The organism is Maritimibacter dapengensis, from assembly GCF_019218265.1.
In the GTDB taxonomy this organism is placed as follows: domain Bacteria; phylum Pseudomonadota; class Alphaproteobacteria; order Rhodobacterales; family Rhodobacteraceae; genus Maritimibacter; species Maritimibacter dapengensis.
In genome coordinates, this window is the sequence record NZ_JAHUZE010000001.1 from 799,364 (window position 1) to 816,135 (window position 16,772).

18 protein-coding genes are annotated in these 16,772 nt (G+C 63.1%); 6 read left to right on the forward strand and 12 right to left on the reverse strand.

The window, feature by feature from the left end:
- Positions 1-34 precede the first annotated feature (34 nt).
- The 9 genes from KJP28_RS03975 to KJP28_RS04015 all read right to left on the reverse strand — a co-directional run bounded on the left by KJP28_RS03975 (position 35) and on the right by KJP28_RS04015 (position 7,735).
- On the reverse strand, positions 35-793 hold the full coding sequence (locus KJP28_RS03975; RefSeq protein WP_218390924.1) for a Phenylacetic acid catabolic protein: 759 nt from the start codon (positions 791-793) through the stop codon (positions 35-37).
- Complete coding sequence (locus KJP28_RS03980) at positions 783-1,853, reverse strand: 2Fe-2S iron-sulfur cluster-binding protein (protein ID WP_218390925.1); 1,071 nt, start codon at positions 1,851-1,853, stop codon at positions 783-785. The genes KJP28_RS03975 and KJP28_RS03980 overlap by 11 nt, the downstream gene beginning before the upstream one ends.
- Before the next feature lie 10 nt (positions 1,854-1,863).
- Positions 1,864-2,322: a 1,2-phenylacetyl-CoA epoxidase subunit PaaD gene (paaD, locus tag KJP28_RS03985; protein WP_218390926.1), complete on the reverse strand. Its 459-nt coding sequence runs from the start codon at positions 2,320-2,322 to the stop codon at positions 1,864-1,866.
- A gap of 4 nt (positions 2,323-2,326) precedes the next feature.
- Positions 2,327-3,085: a 1,2-phenylacetyl-CoA epoxidase subunit PaaC gene (gene paaC / locus KJP28_RS03990; RefSeq protein ID WP_218390927.1), complete on the reverse strand. Its 759-nt coding sequence runs from the start codon at positions 3,083-3,085 to the stop codon at positions 2,327-2,329.
- On the reverse strand, positions 3,085-3,369 hold the full coding sequence (gene paaB, locus KJP28_RS03995; RefSeq protein ID WP_218390928.1) for a 1,2-phenylacetyl-CoA epoxidase subunit PaaB: 285 nt from the start codon (positions 3,367-3,369) through the stop codon (positions 3,085-3,087). Before paaB ends, paaC begins: the two co-directional genes overlap by 1 nt.
- 11 nt (positions 3,370-3,380) lie before the next feature.
- Complete coding sequence (gene paaA / locus KJP28_RS04000) at positions 3,381-4,373, reverse strand: 1,2-phenylacetyl-CoA epoxidase subunit PaaA (RefSeq protein WP_218390929.1); 993 nt, start codon at positions 4,371-4,373, stop codon at positions 3,381-3,383.
- Between the two features lie 21 nt (positions 4,374-4,394).
- Complete coding sequence (pcaF, locus tag KJP28_RS04005) at positions 4,395-5,600, reverse strand: 3-oxoadipyl-CoA thiolase (protein ID WP_218390930.1); 1,206 nt, start codon at positions 5,598-5,600, stop codon at positions 4,395-4,397.
- A 253-nt stretch (positions 5,601-5,853) separates the two neighbouring features.
- Positions 5,854-7,080 (reverse strand): M20 family metallo-hydrolase, encoded by a 1,227-nt coding sequence (locus KJP28_RS04010; protein ID WP_218390931.1) that lies wholly within the window; start codon positions 7,078-7,080, stop codon positions 5,854-5,856.
- Entirely contained in the window at positions 7,073-7,735 is a 663-nt protein-coding gene (locus KJP28_RS04015) for a DUF1028 domain-containing protein (RefSeq protein ID WP_218390932.1), read from the reverse strand. The genes KJP28_RS04010 and KJP28_RS04015 overlap by 8 nt, the downstream gene beginning before the upstream one ends.
- Positions 7,736-7,854: 119 nt before the next feature.
- Between KJP28_RS04015 and KJP28_RS04020 the strand changes: the two genes are divergently transcribed.
- The 5 genes from KJP28_RS04020 to KJP28_RS04040 all read left to right on the forward strand — a co-directional run bounded on the left by KJP28_RS04020 (position 7,855) and on the right by KJP28_RS04040 (position 14,062).
- Positions 7,855-9,441: an ABC transporter substrate-binding protein gene (locus KJP28_RS04020; RefSeq protein ID WP_218390933.1), complete on the forward strand. Its 1,587-nt coding sequence runs from the start codon at positions 7,855-7,857 to the stop codon at positions 9,439-9,441.
- A gap of 116 nt (positions 9,442-9,557) precedes the next feature.
- On the forward strand, positions 9,558-10,505 hold the full coding sequence (locus KJP28_RS04025; RefSeq protein WP_218390934.1) for an ABC transporter permease: 948 nt from the start codon (positions 9,558-9,560) through the stop codon (positions 10,503-10,505).
- Positions 10,502-12,370 (forward strand): dipeptide/oligopeptide/nickel ABC transporter permease/ATP-binding protein, encoded by a 1,869-nt coding sequence (locus tag KJP28_RS04030; protein ID WP_218390935.1) that lies wholly within the window; start codon positions 10,502-10,504, stop codon positions 12,368-12,370. The genes KJP28_RS04025 and KJP28_RS04030 overlap by 4 nt, the downstream gene beginning before the upstream one ends.
- Positions 12,367-13,326, forward strand: coding sequence for an ABC transporter ATP-binding protein (locus KJP28_RS04035; RefSeq protein ID WP_218390936.1), 960 nt, complete (start codon positions 12,367-12,369; stop codon positions 13,324-13,326). Before KJP28_RS04030 ends, KJP28_RS04035 begins: the two co-directional genes overlap by 4 nt.
- Entirely contained in the window at positions 13,295-14,062 is a 768-nt protein-coding gene (locus KJP28_RS04040; RefSeq protein ID WP_218390937.1) for a FadR/GntR family transcriptional regulator, read from the forward strand. The genes KJP28_RS04035 and KJP28_RS04040 overlap by 32 nt, the downstream gene beginning before the upstream one ends.
- Here the strand turns inward: KJP28_RS04040 and KJP28_RS04045 are convergent.
- The 3 genes from KJP28_RS04045 to KJP28_RS04055 all read right to left on the reverse strand — a co-directional run bounded on the left by KJP28_RS04045 (position 14,059) and on the right by KJP28_RS04055 (position 15,865).
- A complete protein-coding gene (locus KJP28_RS04045) occupies positions 14,059-14,556 on the reverse strand; it encodes a hypothetical protein (RefSeq protein ID WP_218390938.1) in 498 nt (165 codons plus the stop codon). The genes KJP28_RS04040 and KJP28_RS04045 overlap by 4 nt on opposite strands.
- A gap of 141 nt (positions 14,557-14,697) precedes the next feature.
- Positions 14,698-15,405, reverse strand: coding sequence for an NUDIX hydrolase (locus tag KJP28_RS04050; protein WP_218390939.1), 708 nt, complete (start codon positions 15,403-15,405; stop codon positions 14,698-14,700).
- A 28-nt stretch (positions 15,406-15,433) separates the two neighbouring features.
- Positions 15,434-15,865, reverse strand: coding sequence for a DUF983 domain-containing protein (locus KJP28_RS04055; protein WP_218391689.1), 432 nt, complete (start codon positions 15,863-15,865; stop codon positions 15,434-15,436).
- A 217-nt stretch (positions 15,866-16,082) separates the two neighbouring features.
- Between KJP28_RS04055 and KJP28_RS04060 the strand changes: the two genes are divergently transcribed.
- Positions 16,083-16,727 (forward strand): EF-hand domain-containing protein, encoded by a 645-nt coding sequence (locus tag KJP28_RS04060; protein ID WP_218390940.1) that lies wholly within the window; start codon positions 16,083-16,085, stop codon positions 16,725-16,727.
- The last annotated feature ends 45 nt before the right edge of the window (positions 16,728-16,772 follow it).

Sequence of the window (16,772 nt, forward strand, 5' to 3'; positions counted from 1 at the left end):
GATCGCGCCCGGCCTCGCGCCGCACGCCATATGGTCAGATGTTCAGCCCAGCCGCTTCGAGCACGGGATGTAGACGCGCTTTCCATTTCGCCTTCAGCGCGTCGTTTGTTTCGTGCCTCAGACCCATGTCGCGCAACTGCTCGAACCGCTCGGCGCTGCCAAGTCCGAAGCTCGTCGCGACCCGAGGCAGCCAGTAATCCACGTTCGGTTGAAGTTTGGCCTCGTCGGCTGCGAGCCGTGCCAGCCCGGCTTCGGCCAGCGCCGCGTGGCTTTCCTCCACGTCGCGGCAGATGCGCAGGGCTTCGGCCAACGGCTGATAACTGACCTGAAACATTTCTTCGAGTTGAACACAGACCGCGTGGCCCATCAGCACGTTCATCACGACCGCGTCTGCCCAATCCTCCATCGGGTAGTTAAACACCGCAAGGCGCATGTCCTGTTCCACCCGTGCAGCCTCAATCTCGGCGTCGCGGGGCAGGCGGGTGTGCCACGGATGCTGATCGACATAACGTGCTGTATCGGCGCCGAACTCACCCATCAGGGTCAGCACCCGGTCGGCGTTGGCAAGCTTCTCGGCCACGATCCGAGCCGAGGCTTCACGCGCCTTGATCCCCGGACCGCCGTTGATCTGTTCCGCGAACCCGGCCGCCCCGGCGAGGTTGGAATCCACGAAGGTCGCCATCAGCTTCATGAGCTCGGCCCGGTAACGCGGCGGCACGTTGGCGGGAGAGGTCAGGCGTCCCCCGGCGGCGAGGTAGTCGGCCAAGGACATGGTGTCGAAATCATTGGTCATAGTCGACCACCAGCGTATCGGTCAGCGGATAGGATTGGCAGGACAGGACGTAGCCTTTCTCCACCTCGTAGTCTTCGAGCGCATGGTTCGTGACCATCTCGACCTCGCCCTCGAGCACCCGACATCGGCAGGTCGAACACACACCCGCTTTGCAGGCATACGGCGCGTCCAGATTGTCGGCCCGGGCCGCGTCGAGCACGGAAAGCTCCTTCGACGCTTCGACCGTCCTGGTCGCGCCGTCGAGCGTGACCTTGATGGTGGCCTGATTGCCCCCCTTGGCAGCTTCTTTTGATACCACCCGCTTTGCGAGCCGGCCCGGTTGCGACGACGCGAACAGCTCGAACTTGATCTGCTCTTCGCCAAGCCCTGCCGCCTTCAGCCCCGCCGCGATGCCGAGCATCATCGGCTCAGGACCGCAGATGAACGCGGTGTCGGTGCTTTCGGCGTCCAGGAACCCCGAGCGGAACAATTGCCCCACCTTTTCCTCGGTGACGAGGCCGGTGAACAGGTCGATCTCCTGCGCGTCCGTTTCGAGCACGTGGATAACCGACAGCCGACCCATGTAGGTGTTCTTGAGGTCTTCAAGCTCTTCGCGGAACATGATGCTCGCAACACCCTTGTTCGCATAGACCAGCGTGAAGGTCGAACGCGGCTCGCGTGCCAGCGTCGTCTTCAGGATCGACAGGATCGGCGTGATGCCCGAGCCGCCTGCGAACCCGATGTAATTCTTGCCCGCCGATGCGTCGAGTTCCGTGAAAAAGCGGCCCATCGGCGGCATCGCTTCCAGACGATCGCCTATCTTCAGCTCCTCGTTGGCGAAGGTCGAAAACGCCCCGCCATCGACGCGCTTGATTCCCACCTGAAGCACGCCTTCGTCGCAGCCTGCGCAGATCGAATAGGACCGGCGCAGTTCCTCGCCGTCGAAATCGCGGCGGAAGGTCAGGTACTGGCCTTGGGTGAACCGGAAAGCCGCGTCGTCCGCGGGCTTGAGTGTCACCACCACCGCGTCGCGGATGGTCTTCTTGATGTCGGTGACTTCGAGGTCGTGAAAACGCGCCATCCGCTCCTCCTCAGATGCACTTGAAATAGTCGAAGGGCTCGAGGCAGTCTTTGCACCGCCATTGCGCCTTGCAGGGTGTGGATCCGAACTGGCTCAGCTTCTCGACATGAGCGCTTCCACAATTCGGACATTTCTCGGGGCCACCAGCCGGTTGAGGCGGGGCAATTCCGTATTTTTCCAACTTTTCGCGACCTGCGTCAGACAACCAGTCGGTTGTCCATGCCGGCGAAAGCTGGCGCTTCAATTCTATCCGCTCCAGCCCATGGTCACGGAGTGCGGCCTCGATCTCCATATTTATGACCGAGGTCGCAGGACAGCCCGAATAGGTTGGCGTCACCGTGACGACGCAGGTCTCACCGTCGTAGCCCACATCCCGGATGATCCCCAGATCGACGAGGCTGATGACCGGGATTTCCGGGTCGGGCACGGCACCGAGCCAGTCCCAGATCTGATCGACCGACGGGCGCATGGCGTCACCAGGTCTGGCCGGGATAGGCCCGTTGCAGCCATTGCATCTGGGTCAGGATATGGCCCAGGTGCTCGGTATGCATCCGCCCATCCTTGCCCGATCCGCGATGCCCGAAATGTGCTTCCGGCAGGTCCAGCGTCGCTTCCTGAAGGGTTGCGGCGACTGCGACGAGGTAAGCGTCTTCGAGCGATTTCGGGTCCGGGAACACGCCCGCCTCAGCCATCTCGTCATCGACCTCGTCGGTGATGAAGAGCTCCAACGCATAAGGATAGAGCAGGTTCAGCGCCTCCTGCATCCGCGCATGGCTCTCTTGCGTGCCGTCACCCAGCCCGACGACTGTGCCGCGCGAGCGTTCGACATGATAGGCGGCTTCTTTCGCAGCCTTCTCGGCAATCTCCGCGATCCGCGTATCTTTCGATTCCGTCAGCGCGCGCAGGTTCAAAAGGTTGAACTGGTCGAACAGGTACTGCCGCATGATCGTCTGCCCGAAATCGCCGTTCGGCAGCTCGACCAGAAGCACGTTGCGAAAATCCCAGGCATCCCGAAGGAAGGCGAGATCGTCCGCCGATCGGCCTTTGCCTTCGACCTCACCCGCGTATTCCAGCCAGAGATTGGTCTGGCCCAAAAGGTCGAGCGCGGTATTGGCGAGCGCGATGTCCTCTTCCAGAACGGGCGCATGGCCGCACCATTCCGACACGCGATGACCAAGGATCAGGGCGTTGTCGCCCAGCCGGAGGAGGGCTTCGAACTTTGCGTCTGCCATCACATATGCCCCACGTCTTCGGGGATGTCATAGAAGGTCGGGTGCCGGTAGATCTTCGACTCCGAAGGCTCGAAAATCGGCCCCTTGTCGCCCGGCGCGGTCGCCGTGATGTGGCGCGCTTCCACGACCCAGATCGACACGCCTTCATTGCGCCGGGTGTAGACGTCTCGCGCATTCATGATCGCAGTTTCTGCGTCCGGTGCATGAAGGCTGCCCACGTGTCGGTGGCTCAGCCCATGCTGACCGCGAATGAAAATCTCCCAGAGGGGCCATTCCTTGCTCATATCCGTTTTCCTCACTCGGCCGCGACTTTGGCGCTGCGTTTCTTCTCGGCATGGGCCAAGAGGCCCTCGCGCACCCAGGCACCGTCGTCCCAGGCCTTGCGCCGGGCTTCGAGCCGGTCATGGTTCACCGGGCCTGCGCCCTTGAGCACATCGAAGAACTCGTCCCAGTCGGGTTCGGCAAAATCATAGCCGCCCTTGTCCTCGTTCCAGGCGAGCGTGTCGTCCGGCACGGTGAGGCCAAGGTATTCAGCCTGGGGCACGGTCTGATCCACGAATTTCTGGCGCAGCTCGTCGTTCGAGTTGATCTTGATCTTCCACGCCATCGACTGCTCGGAATGCACCGAGTTCGCGTCGGACGGCCCGAACATCATCAGAGACGGATACCAGAAGCGGTTCAGCGCATCCTGCGCCATGCGCTTCTGCGCCTCCGATCCCTGCGCCATTTTCATCATGATGTCGTAGCCCTGACGCTGGTGGAACGACTCCTCTTTACAGATGCGGACCATCGCGCGGGAATAGGGGCCGTAACTCGTGCGTTGGAGCGGCACCTGGTTCATGATCGCCGCCCCGTCGACCAGCCAGCCGACCGCGCCGATATCGGCCCAGGTCAGGGTCGGGTAGTTGAAGATCGAGGAATACTTCATTTTTCCCGACAGCAACATCTCGGTCATCTCGTCCCGGCTCACGCCGAGCGTTTCGGCGGCGCAGTAGAGGTAAAGCCCGTGGCCCGCCTCGTCCTGCACCTTGGCCAAAAGGATCATCTTGCGCTCCAGCGTCGGCGCGCGGGTGATCCAGTTGCCTTCAGGAAGCTGGCCCACGATTTCGGAATGCGCGTGTTGACCGATCTGACGGATCAGCGTTTTGCGATACCCCTCGGGCATCCAGTCGCGCGGCTCGATGCGGATATCGGCATCGACCTTTTCCTGAAAGGCGCGTTCTTCCGGCTCCATCTCGTCGAGCGTCTTCACGCCCTTGCCGGTGGATTTGACCATTTGTGCATACATGTCGGTCCTCCTGACGCGGGATCACACCCGCTCGATAATGATTGCGGCGCCTTGGCCGACGCCAACGCACATGGTGCAGAGCGCATAGCGCCCGCCCGTGCGTTTCAGCTGGTAGGCCGCCGTCAGCACCAGCCGCGCCCCGGACATGCCGAGCGGGTGGCCGATGGCGATGGCACCGCCTTGGGGGTTAACGCGCGGGTCGTCATCCGCGATCCCCAGTTCACGAAGGGTTGCGAGGCCCTGGCTCGCGAACGCTTCGTTCAATTCTATCACGTCCATGTCGTCGACCGTGAGTCCGGTCTTGGCGAGCACCTTGCGCGTGGCCGGGACCGGTCCGATCCCCATGACGCGGGGTTCGACCCCTGCCGCCTGCATCGCCACGACGTGGGCCATCGGGGTGAGCCCGTGGGCCTTCACACCAGCGTCCGAGGCCATCAGGATCGCCGCCGCACCGTCGTTCACGCCCGAGGCATTGCCGGCGGTCACGGTCAGGTCGGGTCCGTTCACGCCCTTGAGCTTGGCGAGTTGCTCCATGCCTGTGCCGGGGCGAGGATGCTCGTCGGTGTCCACGACGATCGGATCACCCTTGCGCTGGGGCACATGAACCGGCGTGATCTCGTCCGCGAAATAGCCAGCGTCCTGCGCCGCGGCCCACTTCGCTTGGCTACGCACAGCGAAAGCATCCTGATCTTCGCGGTTGATGTTGTAGTCTTCGGCCACATTGTCCGCGGTCTGCGGCATCGAATGGGTGCCGTGTTCCGCGTCCATCTTCTTGTTCACGAAGCGCCAGCCGATGGTGGTGTCATAGACCGCATTCGCGCGGGAAAACGCGCTCGTGTGCTTGGGCATCACGAAGGGCGCGCGGCTCATGCTTTCCACGCCGCCCGCGATGGCGAGGTCGTAATCCCCCGCTTTGAGACCGCGCGACGCCATGCCGACCGCATCCATACCCGAAGCGCAGAGGCGATTCACCGTCGTGCCGGGCACGTCGACGGGAAGACCCGCAAGAAGCGCCGCCATGCGCGCGACGTTGCGATTGTCTTCGCCCGCCTGGTTCGCGTCGCCATAGATCACGTCATCGACCTTGGACCAGTCGACGGACGGGTTGCGCTCCATCAACGCCTTGATGGGGAGAGCGGCCAGATCGTCGGTGCGCACCGAAGACAAGGCACCGCCATAGCGGCCAATCGGCGTGCGGGTGGCGTCGCAGATAAAAGCGTCAGACATCGTGTATTCGTTCCTCCGGGGTCAGGTATTTATTCCCGACCGCATGGTCGGAGATAAGCAGCAGCGCGATTCGACGCAAGAAAAATGTTACGAAAAAATCCACATCGGCAAATTCCTGTAACATGTCCTGTCCGAACGCGCCTCGGCATAATGAATACAGGTGTTGCGAAGTCAAACCGGACGCTGCGGGATATGGGTGTAGCGTGAGCAGGTCTTCAGAGGTGGAAACGCCAAATGCAGGCGGGCGCGGCGATCAGCCGTCGTGCGCTGCGCCGATCCGCGCAAGCATATCAGCGATAGCACCGACAGCCCGGCCCATGTCGTCTGCGCTGGCATGTTCTTCCGGCACATGGCTCACCCCGTCCCGGCACCGCACGAAGAGCATCGAGATCGGGCAAAGATCGGCCATGGCCGAGGCGTCATGCGTCGCGCCGGAGGGCAGGGCGAGGCCACGGCCCCCTGCGGCGACGACGGCCTCAGTCAGGGCCTCGCGCAGGGCCGGGTCACATGGTTGCGCGGGCTGCTGATAGACCCTGCGCATGTCGAGATCGAGCGACCGTCGTGCCGCGATCTCCTTCGCTTTTTCGTGCAGGAGAGCGCCGGCCGCCTCGCGCATGCCATCTTCCGGTGCGCGGATTTCCAACGTCAGCGTGACCTCGCGCGGCACCGCGTTCACCACGTTCGGCGCGACATGCAACTCGCCCACCGTGACGCGCAGGTCCGCTTGCGCAAGCCCCGTCTCATGCGCGGCGGTGACGAATTCGCTCGCTCCCACCAAAGCGTCGCGCCGCGTGTTCATCGGCAGGGTGCCGGCATGTCCGGTCTCGCCCCGGAAGATGACCGAATGTCGCTCGATCCCGCAAATCGCCGTGACGACGCCAAGCGCCTCGTCCGCGTCTTCAAGCACCGGGCCCTGTTCGATGTGCGTCTCGAGATAACCGATGGCCCGATCCCGTGGACGGGCGAGGGCAGGGATACTGGCCGGATCGCCCCCGAACGCGCCAAGTGCATCGCCAAGCGCAATTCCGTCCCGGTCGGTGAGCGTCATAACGTCCATGTCGATCGTTCCGGCCAGCGCGCGCGGGCCGATCAAGGCCGTGGGAAAGCGAACGCCCTCTTCGTCTGCGAAGGCCAGCACCTCGATTGAGAAGGGAAGGGTGGTGCCGTCTGCGCGGGCTTTTTCGACCCCGAGACAGGCAAGCGCGACGCCCATGATCCCGTCGAATGCCCCGCCTTCGCGCACGCTGTCCTGATGCGACCCCATGTAGAACGTGTTTTCAGGGGTCCCGATCCGCCCGACGAGCGTGCCCGCGGCATCGAGTGTCGTTTCCATCCCGGCGGCCGTCATCCAGCCCCGGATGTCTTCGATCGCCAGCGTGTGCTCGGTGGTGAAGGGCAGACGCGTGACGCCGGGGCCCGGAGCAGAACAGCGCGCGATCCGCGCCAGCCTTTCGGCAGCTATGAGGCCCCAGTCAGTCAAGGCCTCGGTCCGGATCGTTCACGGTTGGCACCTGACGCGCCCAGAACGCGTATTCGCCAGTCGTGGCGCGTTCGTGGAGGTCCGCAAGGTCCGTCAGTGGATCGTCGGAATGGTCGATCCGCAGGGAAAGGGGCGCGCGATCCGCACTGATAACGAGGAGCGCCGCGGACACCAGACCGCGCGAATCGCTGCCCGAGGCCTGACCTGCGAAAAGCGATGCGATGAGCCGTTCCGCGAGCGTGCCGGTGCCGGCGTCGAAGGATTCGACCAAGGCGGGAATCACCGCCGGGGAGGCCAGAAGGTTGCCGCTCGCGACTCCGCTGGGAAATACCATGTCGCCGACCTCCGGCGTGTTCATGTCGCCGGAAAACGTGCCGCCGAACCCATCCATGTCGAGCGCCGCCAATTGCCGGAACTCGCGTCCTGCATCGGCCGCGGTAATCTCGTTGACGGCGTCGTAAGCCGTTGCGCCGGCTTCCATTTCCCGCAGCGCTTTTTCACCCCAAAGCGTCGAGGGGGAGGCCCCCTGACTGGCCGAAAGGCCCGCACCCCATCGGCCCCGAAGCACCCAGCCACCCACGCAAAGCGAACCGGTGGCAGCGGCACCTCCCATGTCGCCGGTTTCCGGGTCGCGAACGAGAATTGAAAAGGTCATGACGTCTCCCTGTTGAGAAATAATTATCATGAAAAATTGACAGGTCAATTAATCATGATAATTTGAAACCCAACAAAACCAAGAAACAGAGACCGACAGACAACACGGGAGTTGCACCAATGTCCTTGATTTCCTTGACCCGCCGCAGCCTCTTCGCGGCCGCCGCCTCGACCGCGCTCGTCGCCGGGCTGGGCTTTTCGCCCGCTCCATTGGCGGCGCAGACCCCGCCCGGCGTTCTGATCGTCGGGCAGATCGCAGAACCGAAATCGCTCGACCCTGCTGCGGTCACGGCACAGAACGACTTCCGCATCGTGGTGAACATGTACGAAGGTCTGGTGCGTTATGCTCCCGGCACCCTCGAAGTCGAACCGCTGCTCGCCGAAAGCTGGGAAGTGTCCGACGACGGCACCGAATACACGTTCATGCTGAAAGAAGGCGTCACGTTCCACGATGGGACGCCTTTCAATGCCGAAGCGGTGAAGTTCAACTTCGACCGGATGCTGAACGAGGATCATCCGTTCCACAACACCGGCCCGTTCCCGCTGGCGTTCTTCTTCTCTGCCGTGCAATCGACGGATGTCGTGGATGACCTCACTGTCAAATTCACCCTGAACGAGCCCTACGCACCCTTCCTGTCCAACCTCGCCTATCCGACCGGGCTCCTTGTATCTCCTGCGGCGGTCGAGGCGAACGGCGCGGATTTCGGGCGAAACCCGGTCGGGACCGGCCCGTTCAAGTTCGCCGAATGGCGTTCGAACGAAGCGGTCGTGGTCGAGAAGAACCCCGACTACCACGGTGACATGGCCGGGACCGAAGCCGTCGTGTTCCGCCCGATCACAGATGCGAACACCCGTGTGGCCGAAATGCTCTCCGGCGGGATCGACGTCATGGTCGAAGTGCCGCCGACCGCACTCTCGGAGTTTCAGGGCGACGGCTACCAGGTCGTCGAACAGGCCGGTCCTCACGTCTGGTTCCTGATCCTGAACGCCAAGGAAGGTCCGTTCGCGGACAAGCTGGTGCGCCAGGCCGCGAACTACGCGATCAACAAGGAAGCACTGGTGAACGAGGTGCTCGAAGGCACGGCCGAGGTCGCCGCCGGTCCGACCCCGCCCGCATTCGCATGGGCCTATAACGATGAACTCGATCCCTATCCTTATGACCCGGACAAGGCGAAAGAGCTTCTGGCTGAAGCCGGTGCAGAGGGGGCGGAGCTTACGTTCTACGTCACCGAAGGTGGCTCGGGGATGCTCGATCCGATCCCTATGGGCACCGCGATTCAAGCTGACCTGAATGCCGTGGGTTTCGACGTGAAGATCGAGACCTACGAGTGGAACACTTTCCTTGGCGAAGTGAACCCCGGACTTGAGGGAAAGGCGGATATGGCGGAAATGGCGTGGATGACCAACGACCCCGACACGCTTCCGTTCCTGGCGCTTCGCACCGAAGCCTTCCCCGATCAGGGCGGGTTCAATTCGGGCTATTACTCGAACCCCGAAGTGGATGAACTTCTGTCCAAGGCACGTGTCGCCACCGATCAGGATGAACGCGCCGCGCTTTACAAAGAGATGCAGGCGATCGTGCAGGAAGACGCCCCGTGGGTCTTCGTCGCGAACTGGAAACAGAACGCGGTGACCACGGATCGGGTCGAGAACTTCAACCTCGAACCGTCGTTCCTGCTGCTGCTCGAAGATGTGGTGAAGAACTGAGGTCATGCCCCGGACAGTGTCCGGGGCGACCGATGCGGGGGCGAAATCCCCCGCACCCTCTGAGCGTTTTCTGAACCAGAGAAGGACAGGCGCATAGCTGCCTGAACGGTATCCACATGGGTTCATACATCCTGAAACGTCTGGTCTCGGCGATCCCCGTGTTGCTCGGGATCACGGTGATCGTGTTCCTGATCATGGCGATGATCCCCGGCGATCCCGCGACCGCCATCCTTGGCAGCTACGCGACGCCCGAAAACGTGGAAAAGCTGAACCGAGACCTCGGCTTGGACAAGCCGCTGGTGGTCCGTTACTTCATCTGGCTCGGCAACATGCTCACCGGCGATTTCGGGCGGAGTTTCAGCCTCAATCGCCCGGTGCTCGACGAAATCCTCGAACGGTTCAACGCGACCCTGATCCTTGCGGGCACCGCCTTCGTGATCTGCTCGGTGCTGGGCATTCTCGCCGGCGTCATCTCGGCGGCCAAGCAATACGGCTTCGCAGACAAGGCGATCACCTTCGTCGTCCTGATCGGCATCTCGGTCCCGAGCTTCTTTCTCGGCATGATGATGATCCTGCTCTTCGCGGTGAACCTGCGCTGGCTGCCGGTGTCGGGGATGTACGCGATCTACGGGGGCGGAGATCTTCCCGACCTCGCCAAGCACCTCGTCATGCCCGCCTTCGCGCTTGCCGTGGTCGCCACTGGCGTGATCGCGCGGCTGAGTCGGTCGGCCATGCTCGAAGTGCTCAGGCAGGATTTCATCCGAACAGCGCGCGCCAAAGGGGTAGGCGAGCGTAAGGTGCTTTATGGTCACGCGCTACGCGCGGCGATGGTCTCGATCATTCCGGTGCTCGGCATCCAGGCAGGCTTCGTCCTCTCCGGTTCGGTCTTCATCGAGATCGTGTTCCAGTGGCCCGGAGTGGGCCGCATGCTGGTCGATGCGATCCTCAAGCGCGACCTGCTTCTCGTGCAGGGCGGGGTGGTCTTCGTCGCCGCCTGCTACGTGTTCTTCAACATCTGCGTGGACGTGGCCCAGTCGTTGCTCGACCCGAGGATCAAGACATGACCTTTCTCAAGCTCCTGTTTCGCAATCGGCTGGCCGCGATGGGCGCGGTGGTCTTGGGCCTGATCCTGCTCCTCGTGCTGGCGATACCGGTGCTGCCCCTACAGGACCCGGACGTGACCAATACGGGAAATCGCTTCGTGCCGCCTTTTTCCGAGGGGCATCTCCTCGGCACCGACCACCTCGGGCGCGACCTGCTGTCACGACTGCTATACGGCACGCGGCTGTCGCTTGGCGTCGGTATCTTCGCCGCCCTGATCGCCGCCACCATCGGTTCGGCAGTGGGGATCATCGCGGGGTATTTCGGGGGGCGCACGGACAACATCATCATGCGCGGCATCGACATGCTGATGGCCTTTCCCTACATCCTCTTGGCGCTCGCCATCGTCGCGGCCCTCGGCCCCGGTCTGCTCAACGCGCTCATCGCCGTGGCCGCCGTGAACATCCCGTTCTTCGCGCGGAACATCCGCGGCATCACCGTGGGCCTCGCCGGGCGCGAATTCATCGACGCGGCCCGGCTCGCCGGCATGGGCCACACCCGCATCATCCTGACCGAGCTTCTGCCCAACGTGCTCTCGACCATCGTCATCGCCATGTCCACCACCGTGGGCTGGATGATCCTGGAGACGGCGGGGCTGTCCTTCCTCGGTCTCGGCAGCCAGCCGCCACAGGCCGACCTCGGCTCGATGCTGGGCGAGGCGCGCTCGGCGCTCATCACCGACCCGCATACATCCATCGTTCCGGGCGTGATGATCTTTCTCATCGTCATGTCGATCAACCTCCTGGGCGACGGCGTGCGCGATGCGCTCGACCCGCGCCTGCGCTCCGGCGCCCTGTCGCGTCCGCGCGCCCAGACCATCGTGGACCGCAAATCGCCAGTTCCCGCGGATGACGGCAACGGGCTTCTGAACATACAGAACCTCGAGACGCAGTTCCATGTCGGCAAACGCATCTACCGCGCCGTCAATGACGTCTCGCTCTTCGTCAATCCCGGCGAATGCCTCGGTGTGATCGGGGAATCCGGCTCGGGAAAATCGGTCACTGCGCTCTCCGTCATGGGTCTAGTCGCGTCACCTCCCGGCGTGGTGACGGGGGGCGCGGTGCGCTACGAAGGCGAAGACCTCCTGTCGGCCAATTTCGAAAGCCTCCGCCAGAAGCGCGGCGACAAGGTGGCCTATATCTTCCAGGACCCGCTCTCGACGCTGCACCCGCTCTACCGCGTGGGCGACCAGCTCATGGAAGCGATCCAGGTCCACCACAAGGTGTCGGACAAGGATGCGCGGGCGAAAGCCGTGGAGCTTCTGAAATCTGTCCGCATCCCCAATGCGGAAAGCCGTATCCGCAACTACCCGCATGAAATGTCGGGCGGGATGCGGCAAAGGGTCGGGATCGCGATGGCGCTCGCGAACGACCCGGACGTGATCATCGCCGACGAGCCGACGACGGCTCTCGACGTGACCGTGCAGGCGCAGATCCTTGCCCTGCTCGATGACCTGCGCCGTGAGCGGGGGCTCGCCATTATCTTCATCACCCATGATTTCGGTGTCGTGGCGCAATTGTGTGACCGGGTGGCGGTGCTCTATGGCGGGAAGATCGTAGAAGAGGGGACGACCACCGACATTCTCGATCACCCCGCTCACCCCTATACCAAGCGCCTGATGGCCTGCGTGCCCGAACTGGGCGGCGGCAAGCGCGAGCTGGCGGCCATTCCCGGCCTGCCGCCGATCGTGTCCGACCTGCCACCGGGCTGCGCCTTTGCACCGCGCTGTGAAAAGGCAACCGAAGCCTGCAAAGAGGGCGCCATACCGCTCGAAGGCTCAGAGACGCGCGCCGTGCGCTGTATCCACCCCGAGGAGGAGATCGCATGACATCCGCGCTCAAAGTCGAAAACCTCGCGAAGACCTTCGAAATATCGGGCGGGCTGTTCGGCCGGAACAAGGCCGGGGTCCGCGCAGTGCGGCCCATGTCGTTCGAGGTTCCGACCGGCGAAACCCTCGGCATCGTCGGGGAATCGGGTTGCGGCAAGTCCACCCTGGCCCGGATGCTCGTGGGCCTTCTGGAGCCGACCGAGGGCACGATCGAGATCGAAGGCAAGGCCCTCGACAATGCCGACCCGGCAGCCTTCGGGCGGCTGATCCAGTATATGTTTCAGGACCCGGTGTCTTCGCTCAACCCGCGCAAGACGATCAAGCAGATCATGGAAGCCCCGCTCAAACGGCTCTACTGCATGGGCAAGGCGGAGCGCGACAAGCGCATCGACGAAATTTTCGACAGCGTGAACCTCCGGCCCGAATTTCTCGAGCGATACCCGCACGAGTTTTCCGGCGGGCAGGCACAGCGGATCGGCGTTGCCCGCGCGCTTGCCGCGGCCCCCCGGATCATCATTCTGGACGAGCCGGTTTCGGCGCTCGACGTCTCGGTGCAGGCGCAGGTTCTGAACCTGCTGCGCGACCTCAAATCCGAGTTCAACCTGACATACCTCTTCATTTCCCACGACCTCGCCGTGGTCGAAGCGGTGTCGGACCGTATCGTCGTGCTCTATTTCGGCTCCGTGGTCGAGATCGGGAAGGCGGAGGAAGTTTTCGCAAATCCGCGCCACCCCTATACCAAGCTTCTGGCCGACAGTGCCCCGGTGGTCGGACGCCCACTGACCGCGCCGGAGCAAAAAGACAGCGAATTGCCAGACCCACTGAACCCACCGCCCGGCTGTGCCTTCGCCACACGCTGCCCACGGGCGCAGGAACGGTGCAAGAAAGAAGAGCCCGTGCTCGAACCCGTCGGAGGAGACCAATATGCAGCCTGTTTCTATCCGCTCCAGGATTGACGGCCCGAAGCAATCCCGCCCGGTTCAGGTTGCCGAGGCGATCAAGGATTTCATAGTGTCGGAAGGGTTGCAGCCCGGCGACAGGATCCCATCGGAGGCCGAGCTGATCGAACGGTTCGGGATGGCCAAGGGCACGATCCGTGAGGCCCTTCGCCTGCTCGACGCTCAGGGTCTGACCAAGTCACGGACCGGGCCGGGCGGCGGCACGTTCGTTCATGAAGTGTCTCCCGAACGTGCGGAAGCGTTGCTGGCGAACTACTTCTATTTCAAGGACCTCACGATTTCCGACATCTATCAGCTTCGCCGCGTGCTGGAGCCGGAACTTGTGGCGAGTCTTGCGGGTAAAATTAGCGGTCGGGTGATCGAAGAACTCGAGACCATACTCGCGTCCTACTCGGAAGCCGCGACGACCGACGAAGAAGAACGCGACCAGCATGTCGCCTCCTTGCGGTTCCACAAGGTGCTCGCGGATCAGACCGGCAACCCGCTCCTGTCGTTCGTGATCGGCTTCATGCTCACGATCCTGTCCGATATCACCGTGTCGCGGCGGCTCTACACACCGATCAACCTCGACCTCTGGGCGCGGGGCCGGGATTACCAGATCAGACTGCTCGACGCCCTGCGTGAGGGTGACAGCGGCGCGGCGCGGTCGATCATGACAGCGCATATGCAGACCGCTCAGCCGCTCATGGAAGGGCAGGAGGCGTTTTCGCTGAAGCGGTTCATCTCGGACTAGTGAAAGAACCTCTGCGCCGGGAAGGCGACGATATTGTCGTCTGCGAGCGTTTCCCGCGCCGTGGTCGATCCCGCCCGCGCCGCGTCGATCAACTCGCGTACGCCCTCTGGAGGGCGCGTTGTCGCCGCGGCCAGAACGTCGCGCATATGGGCGAAGGACATGGCCTGCTCGACCAGATAGGCCGCGTCATAGGCCGTTTGCCCCATTCCCGAGTAATGGCGAAGCGAACCGCCCGCAGCACGCAGACGTTCGGTGAAAATCGCGCATCCGATAAGACAGGCATCCGCCAACCCGCGCATCTCTACCGCATCGGCCCGTCGGTCCATCGCCTCCACGATCCGTAACGTCAGCCCGTCGACCATGATCTGTTCACGCATGTAACGTGCCATGGTGATTGCCATGTAGTGCCGAAGCGTGTCGGTCAGGGAAATTCCCGTTTCACGCATTCCATCGCCGACCAGTTCGTCCGCGGCTGCAACAAGGGCGTCCTGCATAAGCATACCTCCTTTGTTCCCGACCCTTCTTGTCCGAGGGTCATGGAAAAAGGTTAAGACGTCCTGCAATTTGATCAAAAGAAAAAATGCGTGAGCCGTGACAAAGGTTTGGCTTGCCTGCCGGCTGTGCCAAAATGCCCGCTATCTGGGCATCTCCACGACGCCACCCAGCCTGAGAAACAGGCTTTCCTCCTGATCGTTCTTGAAATACGGCACGCTGTCGGGCGCGGCGACATCCGGCAGACGTCCGGCAATTTCAGCCAAAACGACTTGTGTGATGAAGGGCAGGTCGAAATCGCGAACTTCCGACAGGGCAATCCACTGTAGGTGGCTGAGCTCGTCTTCGGCGGCGGTGAAATCGTCGGGATCGGTCTTCAGCTTCGAGGCATCGGCGACGAAGAACCGCGCATCGAACCTGCGCGGACGGCCCGGCGGGGTGATCGCGCGAAACACGAAGGCAAGGCCGTTGGGCGAGGGCACATAGCCTTCGGCCGCGAATCCACGCCAGGGGTCGGGAATTTCGCCGTACCAGGAACCGGGCTCTCCGAGAATCTGTCCGGTTTCCTCCCAGAGCTCGCGGATCGCTGCGGCAAGAAGAGCGGGGCCGATCCCGTCAGGCGCATCGTCACCCAGCCGCGTAAGGCAGGGTTCGGCCCCTTCCTCTGCCAGGGGAACATGCTGGTCGGCCTTGTCGACCGCACCGCCCGGAAACACGAACTTGTTCGGCATGAAAGCCGCCTTCGATCCGCGCTGTCCCATCAATACGCGCGGCGTGTCGGTGTCCGCGTCGCGGATCAGCACCACGGTCGCGGCATTCCGGATCACCTTGGATTTGTCGACGTCGCTCAAAAGGCCTCCCTCGCGGGGCTGGCCCCCGTCAAACCTGTTCTTGCCTCTGCTCCGGCGGGGCGAACCCGTGCATACGCTTGGCCCATTGCACGCCCACCAGAAGCCCCTTGAACCTTGGCAGAAGGTAAAGCCCGATGGCAACCGCGATGATCGACAGCACCGAGAACAGCACCATCGGGTCGGGACGGAAAATCGTGAAGCCGAAGTGGAAGAACGGCACCATGAGGTGACCGACGACAAGGATCGTCAGATAAGCCGGACCGTCATCCGCGCGCTGGTGGTGCAGTTCCTCGTTACAGACCGGGCAATGGTCCCGCACCTTGAGGTAGCTCTCCATCAAAGGCCCGGTGCCGCATTGCGGGCATCGCCGCCGCCACCCGCGCCAGAGGGCGGGTTTCACGGGGCGTTCATCGCCAGTGTCGGCCGCGCGGGCCATGTCTGCCGTGGTCGAGGCGTCCATGTCGTTCTCGCTCAAATCAGGATCCGTTCGCTTTGGCCTAACTAGGGCATCGCGCGCGTGTTCCCCATGGCGCGATATGTCGCGGGCAGGGGGCGGGCGGTTTTTTGCACGTCCTGCGACGGAAACCGGACCGCGGGCCGTGTAATGGGCAAGTCGGGAGAAGATGATCCCCGGCGCCAAGGCAGGACACCTTGACCATACTAGGAGTTGAAGAAACATGAAACGTGCATTGAAAATCGCTGGCTTCGGGCTGCTGACCGGCGCGGCCGTGACCCTCGCGATCCCGAGCGCGGCACTGGCGCGCGATGGCGGGCCACGCATGGGTGACTTCGGCGGATTCGGCCGCGGACCGGGCGCGGCGATGACCTTCGCCGACCTCGACACCAACGGCGACGGCTCGATCACCGAAGAGGATTTCACCGCCCGCGCCGAGACCCGCTTTTCCGACATGGACGCCGATGGGAACGGTGCGGTGACGCCCGAGGAACTGGCGGCGTCGATGGTCGCGCGCATGAATGAGCGCTTGGCCGAGGAGGACGACAACGCAAATGCTCCCTCCGAGACCCAACTTGCGGCCCGTGCGGAACGGATGGCCGAGCGCGTGATGCTGCGTGCCGATCTCGACAACAACGGCACGCTCGAAGCCGACGAACTGGCCCCGCGCATGGACGCTGGACGTCTGATCGACCGGTTCGACACCGACGATGACAACGCGTGGTCCGAGGCCGAATTCGACGAGATGAAGGCCGAACGCGAACAGCGCATGGAGCGTCGCGGTCACTCCCGCGATCGGGGTGAACGTGGCGGCCACGGAGATTGGCGCGGCGAACGGGGCCACGGCGAGCGCGGCGGTCGCTGGTAGACGAAAACACCGGGGCGGACCCCAGGGCCCGCTCCACCAAGATTG

Coding starts and splice junctions, on each gene's coding strand:
- KJP28_RS04020 (WP_218390933.1), top strand. CDS start 7,855: ATGTCCTTGATTTCCTTGACCCGCCGCAGCCTCTTCGCGGCCGCCGCC.
- KJP28_RS04040 (WP_218390937.1), top strand. CDS start 13,295: ATGCAGCCTGTTTCTATCCGCTCCAGGATTGACGGCCCGAAGCAATCC.
- KJP28_RS04015 (WP_218390932.1), bottom strand. CDS start 7,735: ATGACCTTTTCAATTCTCGTTCGCGACCCGGAAACCGGCGACATGGGA.
- KJP28_RS03980 (WP_218390925.1), bottom strand. CDS start 1,853: ATGGCGCGTTTTCACGACCTCGAAGTCACCGACATCAAGAAGACCATC.
- KJP28_RS03975 (WP_218390924.1), bottom strand. CDS start 793: ATGACCAATGATTTCGACACCATGTCCTTGGCCGACTACCTCGCCGCC.
- paaC (WP_218390927.1), bottom strand. CDS start 3,085: ATGGCAGACGCAAAGTTCGAAGCCCTCCTCCGGCTGGGCGACAACGCC.
- KJP28_RS04060 (WP_218390940.1), top strand. CDS start 16,083: ATGAAACGTGCATTGAAAATCGCTGGCTTCGGGCTGCTGACCGGCGCG.
- pcaF (WP_218390930.1), bottom strand. CDS start 5,600: ATGTCTGACGCTTTTATCTGCGACGCCACCCGCACGCCGATTGGCCGC.
- KJP28_RS04045 (WP_218390938.1), bottom strand. CDS start 14,556: ATGCAGGACGCCCTTGTTGCAGCCGCGGACGAACTGGTCGGCGATGGA.
- KJP28_RS04035 (WP_218390936.1), top strand. CDS start 12,367: ATGACATCCGCGCTCAAAGTCGAAAACCTCGCGAAGACCTTCGAAATA.
- KJP28_RS04025 (WP_218390934.1), top strand. CDS start 9,558: ATGGGTTCATACATCCTGAAACGTCTGGTCTCGGCGATCCCCGTGTTG.
- paaA (WP_218390929.1), bottom strand. CDS start 4,373: ATGTATGCACAAATGGTCAAATCCACCGGCAAGGGCGTGAAGACGCTC.
- KJP28_RS04030 (WP_218390935.1), top strand. CDS start 10,502: ATGACCTTTCTCAAGCTCCTGTTTCGCAATCGGCTGGCCGCGATGGGC.
- KJP28_RS04055 (WP_218391689.1), bottom strand. CDS start 15,865: ATGGACGCCTCGACCACGGCAGACATGGCCCGCGCGGCCGACACTGGC.
- paaB (WP_218390928.1), bottom strand. CDS start 3,369: ATGAGCAAGGAATGGCCCCTCTGGGAGATTTTCATTCGCGGTCAGCAT.
- paaD (WP_218390926.1), bottom strand. CDS start 2,322: ATGCGCCCGTCGGTCGATCAGATCTGGGACTGGCTCGGTGCCGTGCCC.